Below are 24741 nucleotides of genomic sequence, written 5' to 3' on the forward strand. Positions count from 1 at the left end.
TGCGTACACGGGCCTGCCCGTGGGCCCAATCTTTACAACTCTCGACCCCTCAACCAGCTCTGACATGGTGCCCACCTTCTACTACTTGGTGGGCACCATCTTGGACAATACTTAGCCCACTCTCAAGAGGGTGCAGAGCAGACGCTTACACTTCAAATGAGCAGTTCGAAATTTATCAATTTTGGCGTTAATCCGTTTTGACGCCAGCTTGTACATGTCCTGGATATTCGATTGGCTGCCAGTGTCATCTTTTGGGTTATAGATTCGCGCCCCAGCGGCAACCGCGTCGACGACCTTCCGTTTATCTACATTGCGTAGATCCCAAACCTTAAGGCCAATGAGCGACGGAACGATTTGCTTGTGGTTGGTAATAGGGTACTCATAGTTCGCCCCTTTGTAATCCCACTCTAGAAAGCTTTGAATTAACTTTCTTGTGACAGATCCTCTTTCGCTTTGGCCTAAAGCCGCCTCACGCAACACAGCGTAACGATATTGGAAATTCTTAAACGCGCGCTCCCAATCGGCCTCGTCAAGGTTCCCATCCAGCTCTACCGAAATAGACACAGATGGACGGCCGTTTCTTAAGGTTCCAGATTGATGGAATGCAGGATGAACGGTTACAGGTGCCCGGAACGTGATCCCTGAGTACTGGTCGAGGGAAGTGACACTTTTCTTCTCAAGCTTTCTTACCGCGCCAAGCTTGTCGACAACCGTCTTGATCATCGAATCGATATCTGCACCCGCCATCAAATCTGCGATCCGGAAGAAGCGTGCGGCCGGGATATTTAGCAGGTGACGCTGTTCGATGTACGCGCCTGGCAACTCATAAAGCGCCTTTGCACGAAGAGCTGCAATTTCGGGGTGGAGCCACTTGCCGTGCGTCTCACCAAGTGGGTAGCCAAACTGAATCAGATCCCACGCGTACTCCAAGAGGTTGGAATCCAATATCTCATCCTCCGAAGCTCCCGCAGCCTGCCAATACTCGCGCAGCAGCACTTCCCATTCTTTCAACTCGTTCATCTCCTGCTCATTAATCTGCTTGGACGCACGTATGCCGTACTCCAAGGAAAGAGCTTTACTGACGCTGTTGTGCAGATATGAGTAAAGGGAATCTGGATATTTAGCCTCGGTCAAACTTACCTCTCCCTCAAAAAAAAGTAATACTAAAGTATAGGTGCCGAGAACCCCCTCCCGTTGGCCCCTTTTTCCAGCAGGGCAGAAAACCTCTAATTGTGCTCAGTCGCGAACATCAACTCAACCGAATTTCTCGTAATGGATTTCGCGGCCTTTAGGAGCATGCCATGGACACCAAAACTAACCCGAAGGGAGACCACCCTCTCAGCACAGAGGAATTCGCCAACCTGAATTTCGTCGAACCGCAGACCGTCATTAAGCGCCGTTGCCAGACGGGAACGTATCACGGCGTCGCCGCGCGAAAACTTGCGAACGGCCGCCTCGCTTGGCCCAACTGCCAAGTTTTGGCGAACCGCGAAGGCTAGAGGCACCATCGGCTCCGATTTACCAGGAAATCGGCCGCCGACTTCAGCTCAATTGTCACAGTGCCGCAGGACTTGCCATAACGGCAATGAGGGGCCCCTCATCTACCTGCCTTGATTCTAATTGCACTACCTGAGCCTGATAGCTTCAACAGCGATAGAACGCGTTGGCAAAACCTTAATGATTACGAAAGTTGGAGATATATATGGAAAGTTCTTTGTTGAACCCGTTTTTTGAAGGGGACAACTTCCTGGCGGAAGCTGACCGAAATGCAGTCGGGATCGGACTCAATCCCTACATCGTAAGTACGATGAGCGATACGGTGTGCGATATTTCCCAGTTCCAGGTGGACGTCGAATCGCCGCACGGTGACGTCGGACCCACTGGAAACATTATCGTGCACGAGGGGGAGCCTTGTACAGGAAAGTCCACGGTCGCCGGTGCCTATCTGCACGTAGTAAGAGACACCATCGATGCTGCGGCGCAAGAAAATCCAGCGGCTGCCGAGGCAATTCGCCAGCACGACAACGTCTCACGCGAGGCTTTAGTTAAAGAGCTCTCAGAGTACCCTAACCACTCGATGCTGAGCCCGGATGGTGGCCCCATGCTGCAGCAACTCTTCGGTACGTCGGCAAATATCGGCGTAAAGATTAGCAGTGCCGAGGAGATGAACAATGTCAGGGTTGGTGCTGGTCGCGCGCGCATCAAGAGGCACACGCGTAATTGGGTGTCACTGCTTGTGCAAAGGCATTACTCTGGCCCGATCCTTACCCGAATCGGATCAGGTGCTCTGATGCATGGCCTAGCAGACCGCTGCGAATGGCGCCTAGACCCGAGTGGAGTGCTCATGGCAACCCTTGAAGCGAACATCACTGAAATTCCGGGCATGAAAAAAGTCCACCAACGCCTGATCGAGGTAGTAGAAAACACCATCGAACGCTATCTCGGCGGAATAGTCTGCCGCCCTGTACTGAAGCTCGACCCATCAGCTAAAGCGTTCTACTTCGAAATTGTTCGCCAGTCGCGAGTGATGGCGTCAAGCGCTGGCCGTCAGCATCTACAAGCTTATGCCTTACGCCATCCATGGCGCAGCCTGCGGAGGGCAGCGTCCCGTCACTACTTTCTATACGGGAGCGATGGTTGCATTACCTTCGAAATGCTCGAGAACGCGGTGCGTCGCGACCTTGTCAACATGCGCAGCTTTGAGGCCATGACCTATGTGGCACCAAAGCTGACACGCCAAGAGGAGGACGCCGCAGACCTGGAGCATTGGCTTTTGTTCCATTCGCGGCAATGGGGCACCAATCTCCGCATATCACAACTCACTCGCGTTGTGGCAAATGCCGGATTGACCGTCGCGAGATTTAAGTCTGCGCTTCCAACACTATGCCGACAGAACAAGGCCATGGTCGATGGCGATTGCCTTTTTCTTCACACGATCAATATGAGATTTAAGTGGCCCAAATCTTGACAGCACAGCGACACCTCAGTCGGAAAACTGTGCGTGGTGAACAGACCAAAAAATCAGCGGCATAGACGGCATTGCCGATCCTTGAGAGCCGTCACATAGCGGTTCAAGACGCAAGGAAGTTCTGGTTATTAGAGTGATAGAAATATCTACAGAAGCATCACTGCCTGCAAAGGCTTATTAGCCAAACCGTGTGATCAGTGGTGGGGAACCCCATTGGGCGACACCCCTGTCACCGCATATTGCGCAAAGGAAATGAAAATGAGCAAACTAACCCAACTTGATAATACCCATACGTATCATTGCGCTGACGGACGTCAGATCCTGATTGGAGCCAGCGAAACCCATCCCTATGTGGCCCATGAGACAGTCAAAACCATCTTGAGAAGCGACGAGGAGCCCTTCATCCCGACAAGGACGGGACGGCTGCGTAGGACGAAGGTCGGCGAGATGATGAAGCGTCTTCCCATGTGTGCATTGATCTGGCGCCCTGACCGGCAGTTCGAGCCTTTCCTCGAACTGTTTTTAGACGTCTACAAAAGCCATCCGATTCGGAGCTGCGCCGGCATGGCACCCTTCGATATCTGTCCGATCACGGGCAAACATGTCCATCAGGAGTCGCTTGACTTCGTCCTAACGCTTCGCAGGACGGCGACCGACACTAAAGTTTATAAGCGCCAGGCCGACTGGAAGAGCAAGTACGTGAAGGCCAGCGAGAGCTTTATGAGGCTGGAAGCAGCTTGCTTCGAAGCACGCGCCCGCTGCATGGTTGTGTTTTGCAGTTTCTACCTCAGAAAGCAGATACTCACGTCGGAGGAGATCGACGCGCACCTAATTGAACAATCCAAATTGGCGCTAACAAACGCGCTCACCTTTGAAGAAGGCTGTGAACTGCAGGCCGACATGATGTCCGATGGCCTTGTTTCTTTCGATGAACTTCAGCATTACCGCGTGGCTTTCTTCGGAAAAAAAAAGACGGCTCCCGAATTGTTTGAGCACATGATTGGCTATGCCTGGTGCATCGAGTATGCCCCGTATACCGGCTATCACCTGCACGCAGTGTTCTTCTTTGATGGCGCCGAGGAGCAAAAGCACGCGCACAAGGGTCAGTTGCTTGGAGAGCGCTGGAAAATGGTTACTAACGGGCTTGGCTGGGCGCACAACAGTAATTTGTCGTGGAAGGAGAACCACGTGCGCTGCGGGATCGGCAACATCGAACATTATCAGACGGCCAAGCGCAACAACCTTCGTCAGCTCCTGCGCTACCTTGCAAAAACGGAGCAAATGGTGCCCATGTTGCCGAAGGCAATGACCAACATCTTTGGCAAGATGCAGCCCCCCCAGCGCGACCCGAAAAAGGGCGGCGCGCCACGTGTGAAGGTTGCTCAGCTTGTTTCGATCACCACCACTAGTCAAGGCGCAAAATGGTGAAAACGATTTTCGACCAAACTTTTTCCCCAGCCATTGGTGGTGGTCGCCCCATGTGGATAGCTCTCGGCTCGCGCGGGGCCCGGATAATGAGAGCCGCCCTAACCCTTGCCATGGCGCTGAGTATTACCGCACTGTCTGTCGTTTTAGCCGTCCATGCGGGTCAAGCGTTCGGAAGCTCTGGCGAAACGCGAATTTTGTTCTCGGCACTGTTCGCAGCGGTTGTTGTTGCGGGACACTTGCTCATTGGATTGATGCCTTGCGGGATCTACCGTTTGGTCGCCACGCCGCTGGCGCTGTCTTGCTTGTTACTATCGATCCTGATACATGGCCTTTATATTGCAGATCAGCAGTCGGCTCGAGGTTACCAACGATCACCTGTTGTCAAGAACAGCAGCGGGAGCGTTCCCGTTTCGCAACTAATGGCCGAGAGGGCTGAGCTTGAGCGTAAGCTAATACGCACTGAGCGTATGCCCTGCTCGACTTCTTGCCACTGGAGAGACCGGAGCACTGAAGTGGTGCGCCGTGACATTGGCGTGGCTGATCAGAAGATCGAGGAAGCCAAATCGCGCGAAGCTGCGTTCAAGGCGGCGCTGGAGGCTAGCGAGAAAAGTCGTAGCCAGGTCGGCATTAGTACCGCAGCAAAAATGGTGGGTGTTCCGCCTGCCGCCTTGGAGTTGCTGCTCGCAATCGCGATGGCTATCTTGCTGGAAGGCTTGGGGTGTGTTCTATGGACCGTTCTTCTTAACGCGAAGGACTTGCGGAAACCACCTGGGACCGAACGTGGCGTGCATGAGGTAACAAATGAGTTACAGAGTCCGGCCATAGAGGCGGCAGTTGCCGGGCAAGCAGAGGGTCGAGTGGCTGAGCGAGCTGCTTGTGCCTTGGAGGCGTTGGAAGATGGGTTTCTTAAAGGCACTCGCGTCGCAGATGTTCGAGGTTACTTCAAGTGCGCGCAAGCGGAAGCGAAAGAGGTGAGCAAAGCTCTAAAACTTTTGATCGCTGCAAAAAATGCAGGGGCTCCAAAAGAATCCTTCTAGAAGCACTTTGTTGTTTCCCTGGTCGTAAGCGCTTACTGAGCCAAGCGCGGATTTAGCATCTTTAATTGGTCGGTTCATTCGTTACTGTGTGGGCTCACGTACCTATTTCCATGGAGGCAAAGCGATTTATCTGCCGTTGCCACGGTTTGTGTAGCCGCACAGAGTCATGGAAAAGTCACGGCACGTAAGACGAAGTCATGGGAAGTAACTCTCGTTTTATTACGGAAGTCGCCCCCATCCGTCTCAGAGGGCGTTTGGCTCGGTGACGAAACCGATCTTGCGCATGTCCGACACCTGTGCCGCCGCCATGACCTGTGCCGCACGTTCTTGACGCACCGTCTTGTCGCTGCGGATGTGCAGCTCGGGTTGCGTATTTTGTGCCGCCGCGGCCTGGAAGCGCGGCGGCAGTTCGGTGCCGGCCACCGGCGCTTCGTTGAGGTAGTAACTGTCCTGGGCGTCCACGGTGAAGTGAACGGTTTCCGGCCTACTGTCCTGCGCCTCGCTGGTGGCGCGCGGCAGGTCGATGTTGACCGCGTGTTCCATCACCGGCACGGTGATGATGAAGATGACCGGCAGACCATTATCACGTCCACCAGGGGCGTCATGTTGATCTCGTTCATGACATCGTCGGTGTAGTCTTGGCTTCCAAAACCCATGGTGCGTCTCGGTGTTGGGGTAATCAGATCCGGCCGGGCTCAGGTTTTTTCATCGGTAAAGCCTTGGCCGGGCTGCCGTTGCCGACGCGCGCGGCGGTCACGAAGTAAACGTGGAGCTCGTGCGCAAAGCGGTTGAGTTCTTGCGGCACACCATTGTTGCGGCGTACCAGCGCGTTGTGGCCGAGCACCGCGGGACTCGCCACGGCCAGGCCCAGCGCCGTCATGATCAACGACTCACCGATCGGGCCGGCCACCTTGTCGGCGGTTGCCTGGCCGGCTGTGCGGATGGCCAGCTGCGCGGTAGATGCCCCAGACCGTGCCGAACACGCCGATGAAAGGCGCGGTCGAATCGACCGAGGCGAGGATGGCCAAGCCGGACGTACTTTAGACGAGCGCATTATCTCCAGCGTGGAAACATTCTTCTGCCCAGGATGGGCACTGTCAAACTAGCTGACGATTTCAGGCCGCCATTTGACGCCCGCTTCATTGAGCATCCACTCCTCGATTTGATCGTGCCATTTGCGGAGCAAATCGAGTGGACGTCGGCGGTAGTGTTTTTCTGCAATCGCAGAGGGCTTGTGGCCCTGTATTTGCGCGACGACGCCAACCGGTACCTCGCACCATTCGGCCAAAGTTCCGAACGATCGACGGAGTCCGTGGAGTGTGATGTGAGGAAGATCTTCTGCCTGCAAAGCTTTCAAATGCGCCGCGCGGGGCTCGGCAATCTTTCCGTCTGCTGCGGTCAGGCTAGGGAAAACCCACGGAGAGGGTGTCCAAGTTAGCCCGCGCTCTTTTAAAAGTTTGAGCCTCCGAGGAGACGGGGGCATTTCATTTAGACGCCGCAGTTCACTGAAGAGTGTGGCCAAGTAGGGCGGCATAGGGATGATACGACCCCCAGTGCCTTCGACTTTGTCATTCAAAGTCATGCTTCGCCACTTGAGATCAACATCTGTATCCCAGCGCAGTGCTGCGAGCTCCTCGCGTCGGGCGCCTGTGATGAGTAGCCCCTGTAGGTATACGGAAGTTACGCGGTTTGGCAGTGCCTGGACGGCCTTAAACCACAAAGCTAGCTGCTCCCGCTGCAAAGAGTCTCCGTCTTTGGCTCTTACTCGTGGCAGCGCATCACGCACGGCGCGAGCCTGATAGGCGTCCTCCGGAATGAGGCCCCTGTATGTCGGAGTGTCGCCACACCATCTTATAAATGCGCGAAGTAGCCGGTACGAGAGTGCGGCAGATGTAGGCCTCAGCGCGGCGTCTCGCGCAAGCCACTCGCTGATGAGTTCTCCGTGAAGTTCGGAAAGCTTCCGGTGCCGTAACGCCGACAGCGAACCTGGTTGTGTCAAGCCAACGCCTCGCCCTTTAGGGTGGCCACCTTCAGCTGCGTGTCGGACATGGTCTCGATAGTGCAGCTTGCTCCACGTAGCTTTACGACTTTCGACGTATAAGTCCCAAACCTCGCCGAAAGTGAAGCTTCTACGCTGGGCTTCAGTTTGGCGTTGTTCATGAGCAACTTGTTGCTCGATTCGATGCTCGCGTGGATCAATGCCCCCATCTATCAGAGCCTTTAGCCGGCTCGCCTCAATCCTGGCCTTGCCTAGCTCCCAAGTCCGCACGTCTCCAACAGTAAGGCGAATCGTCTTGCCGTAGAGGCGACCTTCAAATATGAAGGATTTGGCACGGGCAGCCGTAACTCGAACGCCAAAACCTGGCGTTTTCGCGTCCCAGAAGATTTTTTGTTGTTTTCTGGGTGGGCACGTAAATCCATCTACGCGGGATATGGTGAAGGCTGCTTTGATATTTTCAGACATCTAGAGATGCTAGCCCATGTAGGCGCCGTGTAGGCGTCATGTAGGCAAATTATTGGTTTCTGGATCAATCCATATCAACTATTGAGAAACAAAAAAAATATGAAATATTGAATTAAAACAATAACTTGGCTAAGATTCGGATGAAAAATCAACCGTGATCTATCTTAATGAACTGTGCTTTTGTTAGGATTGAAAATCCTTGTGTCGGTGGTTCGATTCCGCCCCAGGCCACCAGACGTGCAAGCCCTTGATTCCTAACGGATTCAAGGGCTTTTTCGTTTCCGGGCCGGTGTTTCAGGCATCTGTGGCCCCGAGTCTGGCCAGAAGGTAGTCGAGCACATTGTCGAGGGTCACCAGCTGGGCGTAGTCCGCCTCCGGGATGTTGACGCCCAGGCGCTCGTGCAGCGCCACCAGGAAGTTGAGCCAGTCCATGGAGTCCAGATCGACCTGATGGCGCAGCGGGCGGGTGGGGTCGAGGGTGTCGGGTTCCACTTCCGGTGCAATCGAGCGCAGGATGCCGAGCACGGTGGCGGCCAGGGCCGTGCGGTCGTTTGTCATGGCTGGCCTCCTTCCTGGTCCGGCGCTGGCGCGATGTTGTCGGCCAGTGCCTGAGGCTGCTGCAACAGCTCACGCAGTTCGGCCAGGAACAGGGCGCCCTGGTGGCCGTCTGAGGCGCGGTGATCGGCGGCGAGCGTGGCCGTGAGCAGCGGCAGCGCGCAGACCTTGCCGTCCTGCACCCAGGGGCGCACGGCCAAACTGCCGAAGCCCACCAGCGCCACCTGCGGCGGGTAGATCACGCCGAAGACCGTCTCCACACTCTGGTCGCCCAGATTCGTCACGGTGAGGGTCGGATCACTCATCTCGGAACTGCGCAGCGAGCCGGCCCGCGCGCGCCGGACCAGATCGGCCAGTTCGTGCATGAGCTGCACCAGCGGTTTGGCGCCCACGTCGTGGACTGCAGGCGCCACCAGCCCGCCGCCGCGCAGCGAAATCGCCACGCCGGCATGCACGGCCGTGGAGGGCTGGAACGCACCGTCGCGATAGAAACCATTGAGCTGCGGTGCGCGCCGCAAGGCCACGGCCACCGCGTGCAGCAGCAGCACGGCGGGCAACATGCGTTCGGTGATCGCCACGCCCTCGTTGCGCTGTTGCAGCCAGGCGAGCGCGGCGGCCATGGGAATGGTGTCGCTCAGGTAGTAATGCGGAATCTCGCGCTTGGAACGGCTCATCGCCGCGGCAATGGCCTTGCGCATGTCCTTCTGGCGGTCTGGCGCGCTGGCTGCTGGTGCAGACGGCACACGGGCCGCTGCTGCGACCTCGATGTCGGCCAGCGTGACCGTGCCCTGCGGCCCGCTACCCCGCAGGGTGTCGGGATCGAGACCGAGTTCCTTCGCGCGTTTGCGCGCGGCAGGCGACACCGGCTGCCGTGTTGTCACGGTGGGTTGTGGACTTTCCTTCACTTGTGGTGTGACGGGCTGTGGCAGGGCGGCGGGTGCACTGAGCGGCCCGGTTGCAGGTGCCGGGGCTCCTGCAGGTGCGGCCACCTCGCCGGGTGCCAGCAGCGTGGCCAGCACGGTGCCCACCGGCACTTTCTCGCCGGCTTGCACCAGCAGCTCGGCCACCACACCGTCCTGCCAGCTCTCGACATCGACCGCTGCCTTGGAGGTGTCCACCACGGCCACCACCTGGCCGCGCTTGACGGCATCGCCCGGTTTCACCTGCCAGGAGAGCAACGTGCCTTCGTCCATGTCGGCGCCCAGCGAGGGCAGCTTGAACTCGATCATGAGGTGCTCCCGAACAAGGTGCGTGCGGCGGCCACGATTTTCGGCACCTGCGGCAGCGCGGCCTCTTCCATGTGACGGGCGTACGGAATCGGCACCTCCTCGCTGCACACACGCACCGGCGGGGCGTCGAGGTCAAAGAAGGCCTGCTCCATGATGCGCGCCATGAGCTCGGCCGCCAGGCTGCCCGAGCGCCAGCTTTCGTCCACCACCACTGCGCGGCGACATTTGCGGACCGAGGCCATCAGCGTCGCGTCATCGAGCGGGCGCAGCACGCGCAGGTCGATCACCTCGGCGGAAATCCCGAGTGCGGCCAGTTCCTGCGCTGCCTGCAACACCTTGGGCAGGCTGCCGCCGTGGGTGATCAGGCTCACGTCGGTGCCCGGGCGGCGCACCCGCGCGCTGCAGATGTCCAGCGCCGGCGATCCATCCTCGGGCAGCTCGCCTTCCAGGTTGTAGAGCTGCGCGTGTTCGAAGATCAGCACCGGGTCCGGGTCGGCCAGCGCCAGCGCCAGCATGCCGCGTGCATCTTCCACCGTGGCCGGTGCGAGCACCCTGAGGCCCGGCACATGGGCATACCAGCCTTCGAAGCTGTTCGAGTGCTGGGCCGCCACCTGGCGGCCGGCGCCGGTGGCCATGCGAATCACGATCGGGACCGAAAACTGCCCGCCCGACATGTGGCGAAGCATGGCTGCCGTGTTGACGATGGGGTCAAGCGCCAGCAGGCTGAAATTGACCGTCATGACCTCGACCACCGGCCGCATGCCGCCCAGCGCGGCGCCTATGCCGGCGCCGACGAAGCCGAGCTCGGACAGCGGCGTGTCGCGGATGCGTTCGGAGCCGAACTCGGCCAGCAGACCCTTGGACACTGCATAGGTGCCGCCGTAGCGGCCGACGTCTTCGCCCATCAAGAAGACGCGCGGGTCGGACTGCAGGGCTTCGCGCAAGGCTTCCCGCAAGGCTTCGCGGTAGGTGATGCGGCGGCCCATCAGGTGGCTCCTTCGGGCGTGTGCACGTCACGCAGCAGATCTTCAAGCGGTTCCCAGCTGCCGGCTTCGGCAAACGCCACGGCCGCGTCCACCTCGGCCTGGGCCGCAGCATCCAGCGCCAGAAACTCTTCTTCGGTCAGGCTGCCCTGGGCCTTCAGTCGTGCCGTGAAGGTGTGGATGGGGCCACGCGTTTTCCAGGCTTCGACCTCGGCCTTGTCACGGTACAGGTCGGGGTCGAACATCGAGTGGGCACGAAAACGGTAGGTCTGCAGTTCCACGAACACCGGGCAACTGCCCTCGCGCACCTGCTGCGCGGCGCCTTTCACCGCCTCGTGCACGGCCACCACATCCATTCCGTCAACACGCACGGTGGCCATGCCATACGACGCGGCCTTCACACAGAGATCGGTCTGGGATTCGGAGCGCGCCAGCGCCGTGCCCATGGCGTACAGGTTGTTCTCGCAGCAAAACAGCACCGGCAACTGCCACAAGGCGGCGAGGTTGGCCGCTTCGTGAAAGGCGCCCTCGGCCATCGCGCCTTCGCCAAAGAAGCAGGCGGTCAGCGCGGGGCGCGGGAGCATTTTGTCGGCCAGCGCCAGCCCCGCCGCCAGCGGCAGCCCGCCGCCCACAATCGCGTTGCCGCCATAAAATCGCCGGGCGCGGTCAAACAAATGCATGGAGCCGCCACGCCCGCGCGAACAGCCCTCCTGCTTGCCATACATCTCGGCCATGATGGCGTCCATCCGCACGCCGCGCAGCAGCGCATGGCCATGCTCGCGGTAGGTCGCCACCACGTTGTCCTGGGCTTGCAGTGCGTGCAGGGCGCCGGTGGCCACCGCCTCCTCGCCGATGTACAGGTGCAGAAAGCCGCGGATCTTCTGCTGGCCGTACAGCTCGGCACACTTTTCCTCCATGCGGCGGATGCGCAGCATGTCGGCCAGCATGTTCAGGGACAAGGCCTTGGCCCAGGGCACCGGGCCGCTGGGCGGTGCGGGCACGGGGAGGCTGCTTGCCCCTGGGGACGGCCCGTCGGCGCGCGTGTTCATGCGCCCCCCTCCAGCGTCGAGGTGTCGCCTTCGGGCAGGCCGAGTTCACGCGCCTTGAGCAGGCGGCGCATGATCTTGCCGCTGCGAGTGCGCGGCAGCACGGGCAAAAAGGCAATCTCCTTGGGCGCCACCGCCGCGCCCAGGCGCTTGCGGGCGTGCGCGAGGATGTCCATGCGCAGGGCCTCGTCGGGCACGTGCCCGTCCTTGAGCGAGACAAACGCCTTGACCACCTCGCCGACCACCGGGTCGGGCTTGCCGATCACGCCGGCTTCGGCCACGGCCGGATGTTCCATCAGCACACTTTCAACTTCGAAGGGGCCGATCAGGTGGCCGGCCGACTTGATGACGTCATCACTGCGTCCCACAAACCAGTAGTAGCCGTCAGCCTCCACCCGCGCCAGGTCGCCCGTGAGGTAGAGGTCACCGGCAAAACACTTGCGGTAACGCGCCTCGTTGTTGAGGTAGCCGCGAAACATCGACGGCCAGCCGGCCTTGAGCGCCAGTTCACCTTCCGTGTCAGGGGTGTCGATGACGCGTACGCGCGGCGGCTCGCCCTCGGCTTCGAGGTGTTCGACGACGCAGGCGGTGATGCCGGGCAGTGGCCGCCCCATGGAGCCGGGCTTGATGTCGAAGGCCGGCGTGTTGGCGATCATGATGCCGCCGGTTTCGGTTTGCCACCAGTTGTCGTGAATCGGAAGGCCGAGCGCCTGCTGGCCCCACCAGACGGCCTCGGGGTTCAGCGGCTCGCCGACGCTGGCGACAAAACGCAAATCGGGGAAGCTGTGCGTTTGCGCCGCAGCCAGGCCGGACTTCATCAGCATGCGGATCGCCGTGGGCGCGGTGTACCAGACGCTGATGCGCTCCTGCGCCAGCAGGCCGTACCAGCGTTCGGCGTCGAACTCCTCGCGGTCGATCAGCGAGGTCACGCCATGCAGCAGTGGCGCGATGATGCCGTAAGAGGTGCCGGTGACCCAGCCCGGGTCGGCGGTGCACCAGTAGCGGTCGCCGGGGTGCAGGTCGAGCGCGTAAAGGCCGGTGGCATGGTGGGCGACCACCGCGCCATGCACATGGATGGCGCCCTTGGGCGTGCCGGTGGTGCCGCTGGTGAAATGCAGCAAGGCGGGGTCTTCCGGTGTGGTCGCCACCGTGGTGAAGACATCGGAGGCCTGGTGCATCAGCGTGGCCAGGTCCAGCGTGTCCGGCTCGTTCGTGATGCCGCCGTCTTCCGCCACCAGCAACACATGGCGCAGCGTGGCCATCGCCCCGCGCAGGGCTCTGACCTTGCGCTGGTAGAGCCGGTCGGTGGTCACCAGCACCTGACCGGCGCCAAGCTTGATGCGTGTGGCCAGCGGTTCGGGCCCGAAGGCCGAAAACATCGGCGTGACCACCGTGCCGTTTTTCAGCGCGCCCAGCACCGCCGTGTACAGCGCCGGAATACGCCCGGCCATGACAAACAGGCGGTCGCCCTTGCCGATGCCCAGGCCCTGCAGCACGTTGGCAAAACGGTTGGTCTGGCGCGCGAGTTCGCTATAGCTCAGGTCCAGCGCCGGGGTCTGGCGCGCGACAAAACGCAGCGCTACATGATCGCGCAGCGGGCCTGCGGCATGGCGGTCCACGGCTTCGAAGCCGATGTTGAGGCCGCCATCGGGCAGGCCCTGCAGCGCCCGCCGGGCCGCGTCCCAGGAGAAGTCGCGGCATTGCGCGTCGTAGCTGGACAGGTTGGGCGGCACACGCAGATCGCGCGCCGTCTTCCGGATGACTTCGGGTCTCTCCACGGCCTTCCCCTTCAACACGGCTCCGGCTGAGCCGCTGGCCAGCTTAGCCCTGCTGCGCGCCGCGTCCCTTGATCAACCGCAAACGCTGGAGTTGCGGAGGACCGTCACCCGCTGGCGGCAACTTGCTATCAAATCAATAGCTCTATGCGCCCATCCCTGTTGGGCTGGAGGCTGATTTGATGAGGAAAAACGCACGACGGCGGCTTCCGGCGGCCCGCGGCCCGCCCGGCTGCTGGTCAGCCCGCTACCAGTCCACCAGGCTCAACCCGACGCTGAGCACCGTGCGGCGGCGGTTGTAGTCGACCAGGCTGTCGCCGTAGCCGCTGAACAGTTGCACGTGGTAACGCAGGGCGGCGCTGTCGGCGATCGAGGTGGATGCCTTCATCCATTCCAGCCGGGCCGATCCGCGCGCTTCGGATTTGAGCGAATGGCGCAGCGTCAGGCCCAGGGAGTGCGTGCGGTTGATCTGCCAGTGGCCGGCCAGCTCGGCCCGGCCGATGTAGTCGGAGATGCCGGGGTTTTCGTCCTGGCCCGAGCGTTCTCGCACACGTTGCCAGACGCGTGCCTGCAGGTCCAGCCGGCTGTCGCCGCCCAGCTCCTTTTCGGCTGCGCCCATCAGGTAGACCCGGTTCCAGCTGCGCGACTGCGGCAGACCCTGGCCGTTGGACTGGTGGTTCAGGCCGAGGCCGCTCAGGCGGTACTTCCAGCCGCCGGGCAGGTCGATCTGGTGCGGGTAGATGTACACCAGCTCGGGCTCATGGTCGGTGGTCCGGAACGGCCGCGAAGCCGAGCCGTTGAACAGCTGCCAGTAACTTTGCTGCGTGTAGCCGAACCACAGCGAATCGATGCCGGATTCATCGTCGCCGCCCGAGGCCAGCAGGCCCTTGGCGAGTTTGGTGCGCACGGACAACTGAAGCCGGGTTTCGGCGCGCCGGTAGCTGGAGGGCGTGCTGGCCGAGTATCCAGGCGCCGGCGAGCTCGGCTGGTTGTTGACGCTGTTCGATCCCGACCACATCACACTGATGGGGCGGTAGCCGCGCAGGCCGAAGGTGTCGCAGTCGCTGCCGCGCTGCAGCTCCCAGAAGCGGGACAGCTCGGAGTACTTGGTGTTGCGGCAGCCGAGTTTCTTGCCATCCGGGGCTTCGGTGTTCATGGCCGGCAGCAGTAGGACCTCGGCGGACTTCTGCCCGGTGTCGGCATTGGCCGGCGCGGTGGTCAGGCTGGGTGGCGGCGTGTCCGCCGGCGATTGCGAAACCGCCCAGTTCTTGAAGCAGGCCAGCTGCGCAGCGGCGTCGCCGCTCATGGCCTGGCAGACCTGCCAGCCCTGGCGGTTGTTGCGCTCCTGCACGGTGGGGCCGGCGCTGCCGGTCTGGGCCTGCACCGCGCCGGAGGCCAGCAGCGCTGCGTAGAGCAAGGACGCCGCCAGGCGCCTGCGTTCAGGGGAGGTGATGACTACCATCCGGACAACCTTTCCAATATGAACGGCACCTCGGGCGCGTCGGGCGGCGCGCTGCTGCTCATGTCTTTCCAGGTGCCCGTGATCGTTTTTCCGCAGCTGCCTTCCAGCATTTTTCCGTTCCAGGCGCCGGTGATGCTGATGCCGTTGGAGGACTCGTCGAGGGTCAGGTAGCCGTCTTCGAGGTCGCCGGCCAGCTGCGCCCTGGCCGCGTGGCCGCCCTGGGCGGGTTTGACGGTGATGGGCCCCAGCTCGCGGCTGACGAAGCCGGCCACGCTCTCGCTGAATTCGGCGTGCCGCTGGAGTTGCAGGGTAGCGTCCGCAGGCAAACCTGCCGGTGCCGGCGTGAACCGGACCCGCCAGGTCCCATGGATTTGCGCCGGCTTGAATTGTTGGACGGGCGGACAGGCGGTGACCGCCCCCGGCTGGTTTGGAGTGGCATTCTGGCCATAAGCCTTCATGGACAGGGCGCTGACAGCTATAAAAAGCAGAGCAAATTTGAACGAGAGTGATGTTGTCATCGGGTGGGCATTGTAGAGAAGGGCTTAACCAGCGTCCCGCGCCGCCTCGGCGAGCTGGTTGGCTTCGGCGCTGTCGGCGGCGCGTTTGGCAAACTCCGCCCGCAGCGCCCTGATTTTTTCACGCGGGTCTTCCCGGACCGTGGCCTTGTCGAGACCCATCTCGGCAATAAAACGGCTGGGGACACCGGCGACGGTGTCGCGCCCCTTTTTTCGCCGGCGCAGCCAGTTGACCGCCAGCGTGAACTGGGCCCGGGTGATGCCCACGTACATCAGGCGGCGCTCTTCCTCGAGGCGCTGCGCGATGTTCTCGGTCCTGGCCGCATCTGTGCCGTCGTCGTCTTCCAGCTTGAACGGCAGCAGGCCCTCGTTCACGCCGGCCAGCACCACATGCGGCCACTCCAGCCCCTTGGCGGCGTGCAGCGTGGACAGGGTCACCACGTTCTGGTCACCTTCACGTTCGCTGATGGTCGACAGCAGGGCAATCGTCTGCACCACCTCGAGCATGGTTTTGGTTTCGGCGGCCACCACCGCGCCGGAGCTGTCGTCGATCTGCCCGCCGCAGCGCTGCGCCATCCAGTCGCAGAAATCCATCACGTTGGTCCAGCGCGCGGCGGCGACATTCTCGCTGTCCTCGCTGTCGTAGATGTGTTTTTCGTAGTCGATTTCCTTCAGCCAGGTGGTGAGGAAAGCGCGCGCGTCTTCGGCGCCCACCGTGCGTTTGGCGCGGTATTCCAGGTCGTTGAGATAGCGGCCGAACTCATGCAGCGAGCCGACCGCCTTGGCCGGCAGCACCGCACTCAGGGAGTTGCTGAACAGCGACTCGAACAGGCTCAGCTTGTACTGCTCGGCAAAGGTGTTCAGCGCGCCCAGCGTGGTGTGGCCAATGCCGCGTTTGGGTGTCTTGATGGCGCGGATGAAGGCCGCGTTGTTGTCGTTGTTGACCATCAGCACCATCCAGCTGCACAGGTCCTTGATCTCGGCGCGGTCGAAAAAGCTCTGCCCGCCCGAGACCTTGTAGGGGATCTGCGCCTTGCGAAAGGCTTTTTCGAACGGCTTGGCCATGTGGTTGGCGCGGTACAGCACGCAGAAGTCGCCCCACTCCTTGTGCTGGCCGCCCACGGCCTGCAGCGTGCCTTCGGCGCGCAGGCTCTGGATGCGCGCCACCACGCGTTCGGCTTCATGCTCCTCGCTGTCGCAGTCGACCACGCGCACCGGCTCGCCTTCGCCCAGTTCGCTGAACAGCGTCTTGGGAAAAAGCTTGGGGTTGGGCGCGATCACGTTGTTGGCCGCGCGCAGGATGGCGCTGGTGGAGCGGTAGTTCTGCTCGAGCTTGACCACCTTGAGCTGGGGGTAGTCCAGCGGCAGTTTTTTCAGGTTGTCCAGCGTGGCGCCGCGCCAGCCGTAAATCGACTGGTCGTCGTCGCCCACGGCGGTGAAACGGCCCCTCGCGCCGACCAGCAGCTTGAGCACCTCGTACTGCGTGGCGTTGGTGTCCTGGTATTCGTCGACCAGCACATGGCCCATCGAGGCCTGCCACTTGTCGCGCACGGCGTCGTGCTCGCGCAGCAGCTTGAGCGGCAGCCCGATCAGGTCGTCAAAGTCCACGCTCTGGTAGGCCGTCAGGCGCTCCTCGTAACGCGCCATCACGCGGGCCACCAGCCGGTCCTCGTCGCTGGCCGCCTGGGCTTCGGCCTGAGCCGCGTTCAGGCCGCTGTTTTTCCAGGCGCTGATGGTCCACTGCCATTGCCGCGCCGTGGCGGCGTCGGTGCTGCCGCCGGCGTCCTTCAGGATGCTGGTCACGTCGTCGCTGTCCAGAATGGAAAACTGCTTTTTCAGCCCCAGCACCTCGCCGTCCTGGCGCAACATGCGCACGCCCAGCGCGTGGAAGGTGCAGATCAGCACGCCCCGGGCGGGCTGGCCGATCAGCTTCTTGGCGCGTTCGCGCATTTCCGCCGCGGCCTTGTTGGTGAACGTGATGGCCGCAATCTCCTGCGGCGGCAGGCCGGCCTGGATCAGACGGCCTATCTTGTGGGTGATCACCCGCGTCTTGCCGGAGCCCGCGCCCGCCAGCACCAGGCAGGGGCCGTGCATGTAGTTGACGGCTTCCTGCTGGGCGAGGTTCAGGCCGTGGGCTGGGAGCGATGCGGAGGGCGGGGTGGACGACATGCGGTGAAGAGAGGCGGGCAGGAAAGGACGGAGCAGGTGCAGCGGCCCGCCATGGGCGGGCTGAAAAAGGGGCGCAAGCGGGCCATCATAGCCAGTCAGCGGGACGGCACCTTTGGCGGTGACAATACGTCCTGTGTTAAGCATTCTTCTGGTCACCTTCCCCTTCTTCGCGCTGGTGCTGTGTGGCTACCTGGCGGCGCGGCGCGGGCTGCTGCCGCAGGCCGCGATCCCGGGTCTCAACACCTTTGTGCTGTATTTCGCGCTGCCCTGCATGTTGTACCGCTTCGGCGCGAACACGCCGGTGGCGCAGCTGCTCGACGGTGGGCTGGTGGCGGTGTACCTGCTGTGCGCGCTGGTCATGGTGGCATTCACGATTGCCGTGACGCGCAACCGGCGCATCGGCTGGAACGACGCGTCCTTCGGCGCGCTGGTCGCAGCTTTCCCGAACACCGGCTTCATGGGCGTGCCCCTGCTGGTGGCGCTGCTGGGCGCGCAGGCGGCCGGGCCGGCCATCGTCACCATCGTGGTGGACCTGCTGGTCACCAGTTCGCTGTGTATCGCGCTGTCCCGGCTGGACTCGGCCGACATCCATGGCGCAGAGGTGGCGGCAAAAAAGGCGCTCAAGGGCGTGGCGCTCAACCCCATGCCTTGGGCCATTTTGCTGGGCGCCCTGTCGTCCGGCTTGGGGCTCGCCCTGCCGGCACCGGTGCTGCAGACGGTGGTCCTGCTGGCCGATGCCGCCTCCCCCGTTGCGCTGTTCACCATAGGCGCGGTGCTGGCACGCTCCCAGATGACCAGCGTGGAAACCATCCCCCTGAGGGACTATGTGCCGGTGGCGCTCCTCAAGCTGGTCCTGCACCCGCTGCTGGTCGGGCTGGTGGGCTTGGGCGCCATCCAGCTCGGCGTGCCGCTGCAGCCGTTTGCCCTGACGGTCATCGTGCTGGTGGCCGCCCTGCCGAGCGCCAGCAATGTGTCGCTGCTGGCCGAACGTTTCGGCGCCAACAACGGCCGCATCGCCCGCATCATTCTGGTGTCCACGGTGCTGGCATTTTTCAGTTTCTCGGCTGCGGTGGCGCTGCTGACCTGAACGCAGGCGAGTCACCCGCTTGTCCCCGTACCAGCAGGGGCCGCGGGTCCGGCTCCGCCGGCCCGCAGGCGCAGCGCCCCCTCGGGGGGCAGCGCAGTACGCGAAGCGACAAGCGTGGGGGCGTTATATAGCCAGCGGATCCACATCGATCGCCCAGCGCACCAGGCTTTTGAACTCGCCCTGCTGCCGGGTCTGGTGCAAGAGTGGCTGCCATGCCGCCAGGAAACGCTGCAGCGCCGCGCGCGAGGGGCTTTCGACCAGCATCTGCGCGCGTTCGATGTTGGCCACACGCTGGATGGTCATGGGCACGGCCGGGTAAGGCGTGACCGCTTCCGCGCCCGGCAGTTGCTGCGCCTGCGCGGCTGCTGCCGCCGCATTGAGAAAACCCTGGGCCACCGCCTGGTCCCGGGCCTCGGCGCGCACCAGGGCAGAAAAGCCGAAGGGCGACATGCCGGCCGCCTCGCGCTCCTTGAGTTCCTGCGCCGCAAACGCCGGGTAGTCGTGTTTTTTCAGCGCGGCGAACAGCGGGTGCTGCGGATGGAAGGTCTGCACCCACATCTCGCTGGCCTCGCCATGGTCCGCGTCGCGCCCGGCGCGGCCTGCCGCCTGCATGAGCAGGCCGAACAGCCGTTCGGGCGCGCGGAAATCGCTCGAGAACAGCGCGCCGTCGGGGTTGATCGCCGCGACCAGCGTGATGTGGCGAAAGTCATGGCCCTTGGCAATCATCTGCGTGCCGACCAGCACATCGACCTCGCGCGCATGCACGCTGGCCAGCTGGGATTCGAGTGCGCCCTTGAGGCGCGTGGTGTCGGCGTCGATGCGGGCGATGCGCAGGGGGCTGCCGTCCGGTCGCGTCACCCCGGCCAGCAGCTCGGCGATGTGTTCCTCCAGCCGCTCCGTGCCTTTGCCGACGGGTGCAATGTCGATGTTGCCGCAGGCCGGGCAGGCGCGCGGCACGCGTTCGGTGAAGCCGCAGTGGTGGCAACGCAAGGTGCGGTCTATCTTGTGGAAGACCCGGAAGGCGCTGCAGTGCGGGCACTCGCTTTTCCAGCCGCAGTCGTGGCAGGCCAGCACCGGGGCGTAACCGCGCCGGTTCAGGAAGATCAGCGACTGCTCGCCGCGCGCGATGCGCTGGGCGATGGCCGCCAGCAGCGGCGGCGCGATCGTGCAGTGTTTGGGCTGGTGATTCATGTCGACCAGCCGCACGGCGGGCAGGCTGCCCTGTTGCTCCGCGCCGCCTATCCGCTCGCTCATGGTCAGGCGCTGGTAGCGGCCCACCACGGTGGCCTGCCAGCTTTCCAGCGAAGGCGTGGCTGAACCGAGCAGGACACGGCAAATACCGGCCGGCTTGCCTTCGCTTTCCGGCCTGGCATCGACGCTTTCCGCGGCGTTGTCCGGCGAGCTTTCGATCATGGCCCGGTACACCGCCAGATCGCGTGCCGAATAACGCGCACCTTCCTGCTGCTTGTAGCTGGGGTCGTGCTCCTCGTCGACGACGATCAGGCGCAGATTGGGCAGGGACGCAAAAATCGCCATGCGGGTGCCCAGCACCAGCCGCGCCTGGCCTGCATGGGCGTCGAGCCAGCTCTTGAGGCGCTGCGCGGGCGTCAGGCCGCTGTGCAGCGCCACCACCTGGGCCTTGCCGAGGTGGGCAAACCGTTCCTCGAAGCGCGCCTGCAGCTGCGGCGTCAGGTTGATTTCCGGCACCATCACCAGCACCTGGGCGCTGGGGTCGTTGGCCAGCACCTTGGCGGCGGCACGCAGATACACCTCGGTTTTCCCGCTGCCGGTCGCGCCAAACAGCAGGGCCGGCCGGGTGTCGGCATCAAATTCGGCGATAGCCCTTTCCTGCTCTGCGCTGAGTGCTATTAAATCAGTAGTGTCCGGGGTGTCCGGGGTATCCGGGGTATCCGACGCAGCGGCCACCGGGCGCTTGAGGCGGCGTGCCAGCTGAACGGTGCTCAGTTCGCGCAATTGCGGCGGCAGCGCGGCCAGTGCCACCTCGCCAATGGAGCGCTGGTAGTAGCTGGCGGTAAACGCGACCAGCCGGCGCCAGGTGGCCGACAGGGGCGCGAGGCCGTCCAGGGCGCCCAGCACCGCTTTGGACTGGCTTTCCGGCAGGTCGCCGCTGTCCGGCAACACCTCCCACACCACGCCCAGGACTTCGCGTTTGCCCAGCGGAACGCGCACCAGGCTTCCCGGCGTAAGCGGCCACTCGCTTCTATAGGTCAGCGGCCCGGCCACGCTGCTGTGGGCGGGGGTGGCGACAACAATGCTGAGCCAGTACCTCATTTTGGGGGTGATCAATGGGTAGAAAAGAGGGGATAGTTAACCAGATAGTCTTGAGATACATTTGCGAACATCGCTGTAAGTGCTTGATTTAAAAAAGCTTTGACGGTCTTCCAAGGTTTCTGTGGATAACTTTGTTGATAGATTGCCCCGGCACGCGCCCGGGCCTTATAAATCAAGGCTTTGCTTAAATTGCCCGCAAAAAAAGCAGTTTAAAGATCCTATATGAATCAAGCACTTAGAAGCGCTATGCCTTTGATAGCGGGAGACCGCCCTGTAACAGCGTCATGCCGCACCGCAGCACAAATTTTGTGAATAAGTCGGGTCTGCGGAGCCGGAATTTGTGCTATCAGGCAGCAAAAACCTGCCTCAGTGCGGCGTTCCCGTGCGCATGCGGCGTGAATGGGCGTGCACGGCGCGGACCAGCACCTCCACGCTTTCGGGCGGCGTGTGCTGGCTGATGCCGTGGCCCAGGTTGAAGATGTGGGTCGGGCCGCTGCTGCGTGTTTCCGCATGCGGGGTACCGAAACTATCCAGCACCGCGGCCACTTCCTGCTCGATCTGCGCCGGGTTGGCGAACAGCACGTTCGGGTCCAGGTTGCCCTGCAGCGCCATGCGATCACCCACCCGCGCGCGGGCTTGGGCCAGGTTCACGGTCCAGTCCAGGCCGAGCACCTCGCAGTCGAGTCCGGCCATCTGCTCCAGCCACAGGCCGCCGCCCTTGGTGAACACCAGGCGCGGAATGACCACGCCCTCATGGCTGCGCTTGAGCTGGCTCAACACCCGCTGGGTGTAGGCCAGGCTGAAGGTCTGGAAGGCCGCATCGGCCAGCACGCCGCCCCAGCTGTCAAAAATCATTACCGCCTGGGCACCGGCCTCGATCTGCGCGTTCAGGTAGGCGGCCACCGCATCGGCATTGATGGCCAGCATCTTGTGCATCAGGTCGGGGCGCTGGTACAGCATGGTCTTGACCAGGCGGTAGTCGTCGGAGCCGGCGCCTTCGACCATGTAGCAGGCCAGCGTCCAGGGGCTGCCGGAAAAACCGATCAGCGGCACCCGGCCGTTCAGCGCCTTGCGGATGGAGGTGACCGCGTCGAAGACATAACGCAGTTTTTCCATGTCCGGCACCTCGAGTTTGGCCACGGCGGCTTCGTCGCGCACCGGGGTCGCAAAACGCGGGCCCTCGCCGAGCGCAAACGACAGGCCCAGACCCATGGCGTCGGGCACGGTCAGGATGTCGGAAAACAGGATGGCCGCGTCCAGCGGGTAACGCTCCAGCGGCTGCAGCGTGACCTCGGTGGCGTAGTCGGGCGAGGTCGCCAGGCCCATGAAACTGCCGGCCTTGGCGCGGCTGGCGCGGTACTCCGGCAGGTAGCGTCCGGCCTGGCGCATCAGCCAGACGGGGGTGTAGTCGGTGGCCTGACGCAGGCAGGCGCGCAAAAAGGTGTCGTTTTGAAGGGGAGCAAACATGCCCTCATTGTCTCAGGTGTGCCGGCCTTTTATTTTGTAAGCGCTGGTTGACGCCGGTGGTGGGCAGACGCGGCCTGATTTGAGATATTCCATGCCGTGAGCGCCGGCGCCACTGCGGTGCCGATGTTCGACCGACCCAATCGCAACCGGACCGAGATGTATGCCCGTCGTTAAAGAAGTCATTCACCGACTGGGACACCCCCATGCCGCCAGGCCGGAGCAGGCGGCGGCGCTTCACTCGCATCTTTAGCGGCTTGTGGCCTTCGGGCGGGAGTGCCGCCTGTCTCAGCGCCGCCTGGCGAACGGCGTTGTGACCTCACCTTTGGCAGCCGTCTGAGTACGTCGGTCGCTCGCGCAATGCGCTTCGGACTTTCGCAACCTCAGCCCGGACAAGCCGTCGCCGATGCTTTGGGCGGCATCCGCGATGCGGGTGCGTAGCAAGGCATCGCTTACTGCGCTCAATGGACCTTCACTGACAACCAGCGTGATGCTACCGAGCACCCGCTTTTCCGGGTCGAAGATGGGTGCGGCCACGCCCGTCAATCCGGGCACCACCTCGGCGTGCGTAACGCAGGTGCGCTCCCGTCGTATCCGTTGCATGTTGGCGTTGAATTCCTTCCAATTTTCGCCCAGCCCCGCCATCCGAATCTCTTCTGTGTGGTGCAGCATCAGGCTGCGAAGTTGGTAGGGCGACACGTTAGCCAGGATGACTTTGGCCATGGCGCCCGCGAACATTGACATGGGCCGCCCGCGTTCGTAGTCCAGCCCTTCTCCCGCCTGTTTCCAGATAGAGTCGGTGCACAAGACCTGGTCGCCGTAGTAGCTACACAGCATCACGCTGGCGTGCAGTTCGGTGCAGAGCGCTTCCATGACCGGCCGCGCGGCCGTCAACAGTGGATCGTTGCGTCGAATCAGGCGATCCAGCTCAACGATCCGCGGCCCCAACACGTAGGCACCCCCACTGATCGACGTCAGCACACCGCTATCGCCAAGCGCCTTGAGATATCGGTATGCGGTAGCGCGCGAACACCCCAGAGTAGCTACCACGTCGTCGTGTCCTATCTCAACTTTGGCGTCACTGAAAAGGCTCAGGATGCCCAACATCTTGTCTTGGCTACTCATCTTTTGATCCTAACCCTGTTTGTTTGAAAATTAATTCTTTACAAAATGCGAGATATAAATAGAATCTCATTTTGTGAGATTATTTCAAACATAGCGATCGATACCCTCTCGGTCTTCCAGCTTCACATCTGCCCGCGATAGGAGACAAACATGCAATTTCAACGCCGCCGACTGCTAAAGACATCACTCATCGCGCTGTTGGCCACTTCTTCCGCGCTCCATGCGCAATCGACGTTCCCGACCGGTCCTGTCACCATCGTTGTTCCCTATGGGGTTGGCGGCGGGGTGGACTTCTTCGCGCGCACGGTCGCCGTGAAGATGGGGGAAAAGCTCGGCCAGCCCGTGGTCGTGGAAAACAAGCCGGGGGCCGGCACTGCCATCGCTGCGTCCGACGTGGCCAGAGCGAAGCCGGATGGTCAACGCCTCCTGATTGGGGATGTCTCGACATTCGCAACCAACCCGACGCTTTACAAGAAGTTGATCTATGACCCGGCGCGAGATTTCACGCCCGTTTCCATGACCGGTCGTATGCCCTACCTGCTGGTGGTCAACCCTACGGTCCACCCGTACACAACGCTTGACGACTTTTTGACTGCGGCGCGCAAAGCGCCGCCGAACAGCATCAGCTACGCCAGCGCCGGCCCTGGAGGCCCAGGACATCTCACTTCTGAAATGTTCGTGCGCGCGGCCGGGATTCAGATGGTCCACGTTCCCTACAAAGGCTCCGGCCCGGCTCTGCCTGATCTGATCAGCGGGCACATCGGCATGATGTTCATGGATTACGGCCCGGCAAGGGTGCACATTGCGAGCGGCAAGCTGCGGGCGTTGGCGGTGGCATCGACGAAACCTATCCCCGAACTGCCGAACGTGAAGACCATGGCATCGACCCTGCCCGGATTCGAGTCGTGGTTCTGGATGGGAATGGTGGCCCCCAAGGGAACTCCCGCACCGGTGGTGGACAAGCTGCGCGAGGCCTATGACGCCGCCATCAGCGATCCGGCGACCAGGCAAAAATTGATCGAAGCGGGCGTCGAGCCGCTCAAGAGTAGCAGCGCCGAGATGGACGCCTTCGTTCGCTCCGAGGCCAGCCGCTGGGGCAAGGTGATCAAGGACTCCAATATCCAATTGGACTGAGCAACGAA

The 24741-nt window shown here is 62.1% G+C and carries 19 protein-coding genes and 2 pseudogenes; 6 read left to right on the forward strand and 15 right to left on the reverse strand.

The window, feature by feature from the left end:
* Positions 1–111 precede the first annotated feature (111 nt).
* Positions 112–1134, reverse strand: coding sequence for a hypothetical protein (locus tag AAG813_RS18410; protein ID WP_341917399.1), 1023 nt, complete (start codon positions 1132–1134; stop codon positions 112–114).
* A gap of 167 nt (positions 1135–1301) precedes the next feature.
* On the opposite strand from AAG813_RS18410, the gene AAG813_RS18415 reads away from it, so the two are divergent.
* From AAG813_RS18415 to AAG813_RS18430, 4 genes are all read left to right on the forward strand, one after another.
* Entirely contained in the window at positions 1302–1499 is a 198-nt protein-coding gene (locus AAG813_RS18415; protein WP_300569277.1) for a DNA-binding protein, read from the forward strand.
* A gap of 203 nt (positions 1500–1702) precedes the next feature.
* Positions 1703–2968 carry a DUF3987 domain-containing protein gene (locus tag AAG813_RS18420; RefSeq protein ID WP_341917402.1) on the forward strand — a complete coding sequence of 422 codons (1266 nt, stop codon included), beginning with the start codon at positions 1703–1705 and terminating at the stop codon, positions 2966–2968.
* A 258-nt stretch (positions 2969–3226) separates the two neighbouring features.
* On the forward strand, positions 3227–4396 hold the full coding sequence (locus tag AAG813_RS18425; protein WP_341917403.1) for a hypothetical protein: 1170 nt from the start codon (positions 3227–3229) through the stop codon (positions 4394–4396).
* Between the two features lie 110 nt (positions 4397–4506).
* Positions 4507–5433: a hypothetical protein gene (locus AAG813_RS18430; protein ID WP_341917405.1), complete on the forward strand. Its 927-nt coding sequence runs from the start codon at positions 4507–4509 to the stop codon at positions 5431–5433.
* A gap of 243 nt (positions 5434–5676) precedes the next feature.
* Here the strand turns inward: AAG813_RS18430 and AAG813_RS18435 are convergent.
* The 11 genes and pseudogenes from AAG813_RS18435 to AAG813_RS18485 all read right to left on the reverse strand — a co-directional run bounded on the left by AAG813_RS18435 (position 5677) and on the right by AAG813_RS18485 (position 17631).
* A pseudogene (locus AAG813_RS18435) lies at positions 5677–6089 on the reverse strand (biopolymer transporter ExbD).
* A gap of 23 nt (positions 6090–6112) precedes the next feature.
* Positions 6113–6467, reverse strand: a pseudogene (locus tag AAG813_RS18440) (MotA/TolQ/ExbB proton channel family protein); the annotation flags it as partial.
* A 68-nt stretch (positions 6468–6535) separates the two neighbouring features.
* A complete protein-coding gene (locus tag AAG813_RS18445) occupies positions 6536–7897 on the reverse strand; it encodes an integrase family protein (protein WP_341917406.1) in 1362 nt (453 codons plus the stop codon).
* A gap of 294 nt (positions 7898–8191) precedes the next feature.
* Complete coding sequence (locus AAG813_RS18450) at positions 8192–8455, reverse strand: acyl carrier protein (RefSeq protein WP_341917407.1); 264 nt, start codon at positions 8453–8455, stop codon at positions 8192–8194.
* On the reverse strand, positions 8452–9681 hold the full coding sequence (locus AAG813_RS18455; protein ID WP_341917409.1) for a dihydrolipoamide acetyltransferase family protein: 1230 nt from the start codon (positions 9679–9681) through the stop codon (positions 8452–8454). The genes AAG813_RS18450 and AAG813_RS18455 overlap by 4 nt, the downstream gene beginning before the upstream one ends.
* Positions 9678–10667 (reverse strand): alpha-ketoacid dehydrogenase subunit beta, encoded by a 990-nt coding sequence (locus AAG813_RS18460; RefSeq protein WP_341917410.1) that lies wholly within the window; start codon positions 10665–10667, stop codon positions 9678–9680. The genes AAG813_RS18455 and AAG813_RS18460 overlap by 4 nt, the downstream gene beginning before the upstream one ends.
* Complete coding sequence (pdhA, locus tag AAG813_RS18465) at positions 10667–11713, reverse strand: pyruvate dehydrogenase (acetyl-transferring) E1 component subunit alpha (protein ID WP_341917413.1); 1047 nt, start codon at positions 11711–11713, stop codon at positions 10667–10669. The genes AAG813_RS18460 and pdhA overlap by 1 nt, the downstream gene beginning before the upstream one ends.
* Complete coding sequence (gene acsA, locus AAG813_RS18470) at positions 11710–13488, reverse strand: acetate--CoA ligase (protein ID WP_341917415.1); 1779 nt, start codon at positions 13486–13488, stop codon at positions 11710–11712. The genes pdhA and acsA overlap by 4 nt, the downstream gene beginning before the upstream one ends.
* 244 nt (positions 13489–13732) lie before the next feature.
* Complete coding sequence (locus AAG813_RS18475) at positions 13733–14947, reverse strand: phospholipase A (protein ID WP_341917417.1); 1215 nt, start codon at positions 14945–14947, stop codon at positions 13733–13735.
* A complete protein-coding gene (locus AAG813_RS18480) occupies positions 14941–15465 on the reverse strand; it encodes a hypothetical protein (protein WP_341917419.1) in 525 nt (174 codons plus the stop codon). The genes AAG813_RS18475 and AAG813_RS18480 overlap by 7 nt, the downstream gene beginning before the upstream one ends.
* 24 nt (positions 15466–15489) lie before the next feature.
* Entirely contained in the window at positions 15490–17631 is a 2142-nt protein-coding gene (locus AAG813_RS18485) for a UvrD-helicase domain-containing protein (RefSeq protein ID WP_341917421.1), read from the reverse strand.
* 133 nt (positions 17632–17764) lie between these two features.
* Here AAG813_RS18485 and AAG813_RS18490 point away from each other — a divergent pair, with 133 nt between their 5' ends.
* Positions 17765–18718, forward strand: a complete 954-nt coding sequence (locus AAG813_RS18490; RefSeq protein ID WP_341917423.1) for an AEC family transporter — start codon at positions 17765–17767, stop codon at positions 18716–18718.
* A 123-nt stretch (positions 18719–18841) separates the two neighbouring features.
* On the opposite strand, the gene priA is transcribed toward AAG813_RS18490, so the two are convergent.
* From priA to AAG813_RS18505, 3 genes are all read right to left on the reverse strand, one after another.
* Positions 18842–21010, reverse strand: a complete 2169-nt coding sequence (gene priA / locus AAG813_RS18495) for a primosomal protein N' (RefSeq protein WP_341917425.1) — start codon at positions 21008–21010, stop codon at positions 18842–18844.
* Between the two features lie 366 nt (positions 21011–21376).
* A complete protein-coding gene (gene hemE / locus AAG813_RS18500) occupies positions 21377–22477 on the reverse strand; it encodes a uroporphyrinogen decarboxylase (RefSeq protein WP_341917427.1) in 1101 nt (366 codons plus the stop codon).
* Between the two features lie 285 nt (positions 22478–22762).
* The gene (locus tag AAG813_RS18505) at positions 22763–23599 is read right to left on the reverse strand and encodes an IclR family transcriptional regulator C-terminal domain-containing protein (protein ID WP_341917428.1); all 837 of its coding nucleotides are present in this window, start codon (positions 23597–23599) and stop codon (positions 22763–22765) included.
* A 150-nt stretch (positions 23600–23749) separates the two neighbouring features.
* On the opposite strand from AAG813_RS18505, the gene AAG813_RS18510 reads away from it, so the two are divergent.
* The gene (locus tag AAG813_RS18510; RefSeq protein WP_341917429.1) at positions 23750–24733 is read left to right on the forward strand and encodes a tripartite tricarboxylate transporter substrate binding protein; all 984 of its coding nucleotides are present in this window, start codon (positions 23750–23752) and stop codon (positions 24731–24733) included.
* Positions 24734–24741 lie beyond the last annotated feature (8 nt).

It is taken from the genome of Polaromonas sp. YR568 (assembly GCF_943371715.1).
GTDB lineage: Bacteria > Pseudomonadota > Gammaproteobacteria > Burkholderiales > Burkholderiaceae_C > Polaromonas.

Excerpts from the sequence above, each read along its gene's own strand:
- AAG813_RS18415 (WP_300569277.1), top strand. The coding sequence starts at position 1,302 with ATGGACACCAAAACTAACCCGAAGGGAGACCACCCTCTCAGCACAGAG.
- AAG813_RS18420 (WP_341917402.1), top strand. The coding sequence starts at position 1,703 with ATGGAAAGTTCTTTGTTGAACCCGTTTTTTGAAGGGGACAACTTCCTG.
- AAG813_RS18425 (WP_341917403.1), top strand. The coding sequence starts at position 3,227 with ATGAGCAAACTAACCCAACTTGATAATACCCATACGTATCATTGCGCT.
- AAG813_RS18430 (WP_341917405.1), top strand. The coding sequence starts at position 4,507 with ATGGCGCTGAGTATTACCGCACTGTCTGTCGTTTTAGCCGTCCATGCG.
- AAG813_RS18445 (WP_341917406.1), bottom strand. The coding sequence starts at position 7,897 with ATGTCTGAAAATATCAAAGCAGCCTTCACCATATCCCGCGTAGATGGA.
- AAG813_RS18450 (WP_341917407.1), bottom strand. The coding sequence starts at position 8,455 with ATGACAAACGACCGCACGGCCCTGGCCGCCACCGTGCTCGGCATCCTG.
- AAG813_RS18455 (WP_341917409.1), bottom strand. The coding sequence starts at position 9,681 with ATGATCGAGTTCAAGCTGCCCTCGCTGGGCGCCGACATGGACGAAGGC.
- AAG813_RS18460 (WP_341917410.1), bottom strand. The coding sequence starts at position 10,667 with ATGGGCCGCCGCATCACCTACCGCGAAGCCTTGCGGGAAGCCTTGCGC.
- pdhA (WP_341917413.1), bottom strand. The coding sequence starts at position 11,713 with ATGAACACGCGCGCCGACGGGCCGTCCCCAGGGGCAAGCAGCCTCCCC.
- AAG813_RS18475 (WP_341917417.1), bottom strand. The coding sequence starts at position 14,947 with ATGGTAGTCATCACCTCCCCTGAACGCAGGCGCCTGGCGGCGTCCTTG.
- AAG813_RS18480 (WP_341917419.1), bottom strand. The coding sequence starts at position 15,465 with ATGACAACATCACTCTCGTTCAAATTTGCTCTGCTTTTTATAGCTGTC.
- AAG813_RS18485 (WP_341917421.1), bottom strand. The coding sequence starts at position 17,631 with ATGTCGTCCACCCCGCCCTCCGCATCGCTCCCAGCCCACGGCCTGAAC.
- priA (WP_341917425.1), bottom strand. The coding sequence starts at position 21,010 with ATGAGGTACTGGCTCAGCATTGTTGTCGCCACCCCCGCCCACAGCAGC.
- hemE (WP_341917427.1), bottom strand. The coding sequence starts at position 22,477 with ATGTTTGCTCCCCTTCAAAACGACACCTTTTTGCGCGCCTGCCTGCGT.
- AAG813_RS18505 (WP_341917428.1), bottom strand. The coding sequence starts at position 23,599 with ATGAGTAGCCAAGACAAGATGTTGGGCATCCTGAGCCTTTTCAGTGAC.
- AAG813_RS18510 (WP_341917429.1), top strand. The coding sequence starts at position 23,750 with ATGCAATTTCAACGCCGCCGACTGCTAAAGACATCACTCATCGCGCTG.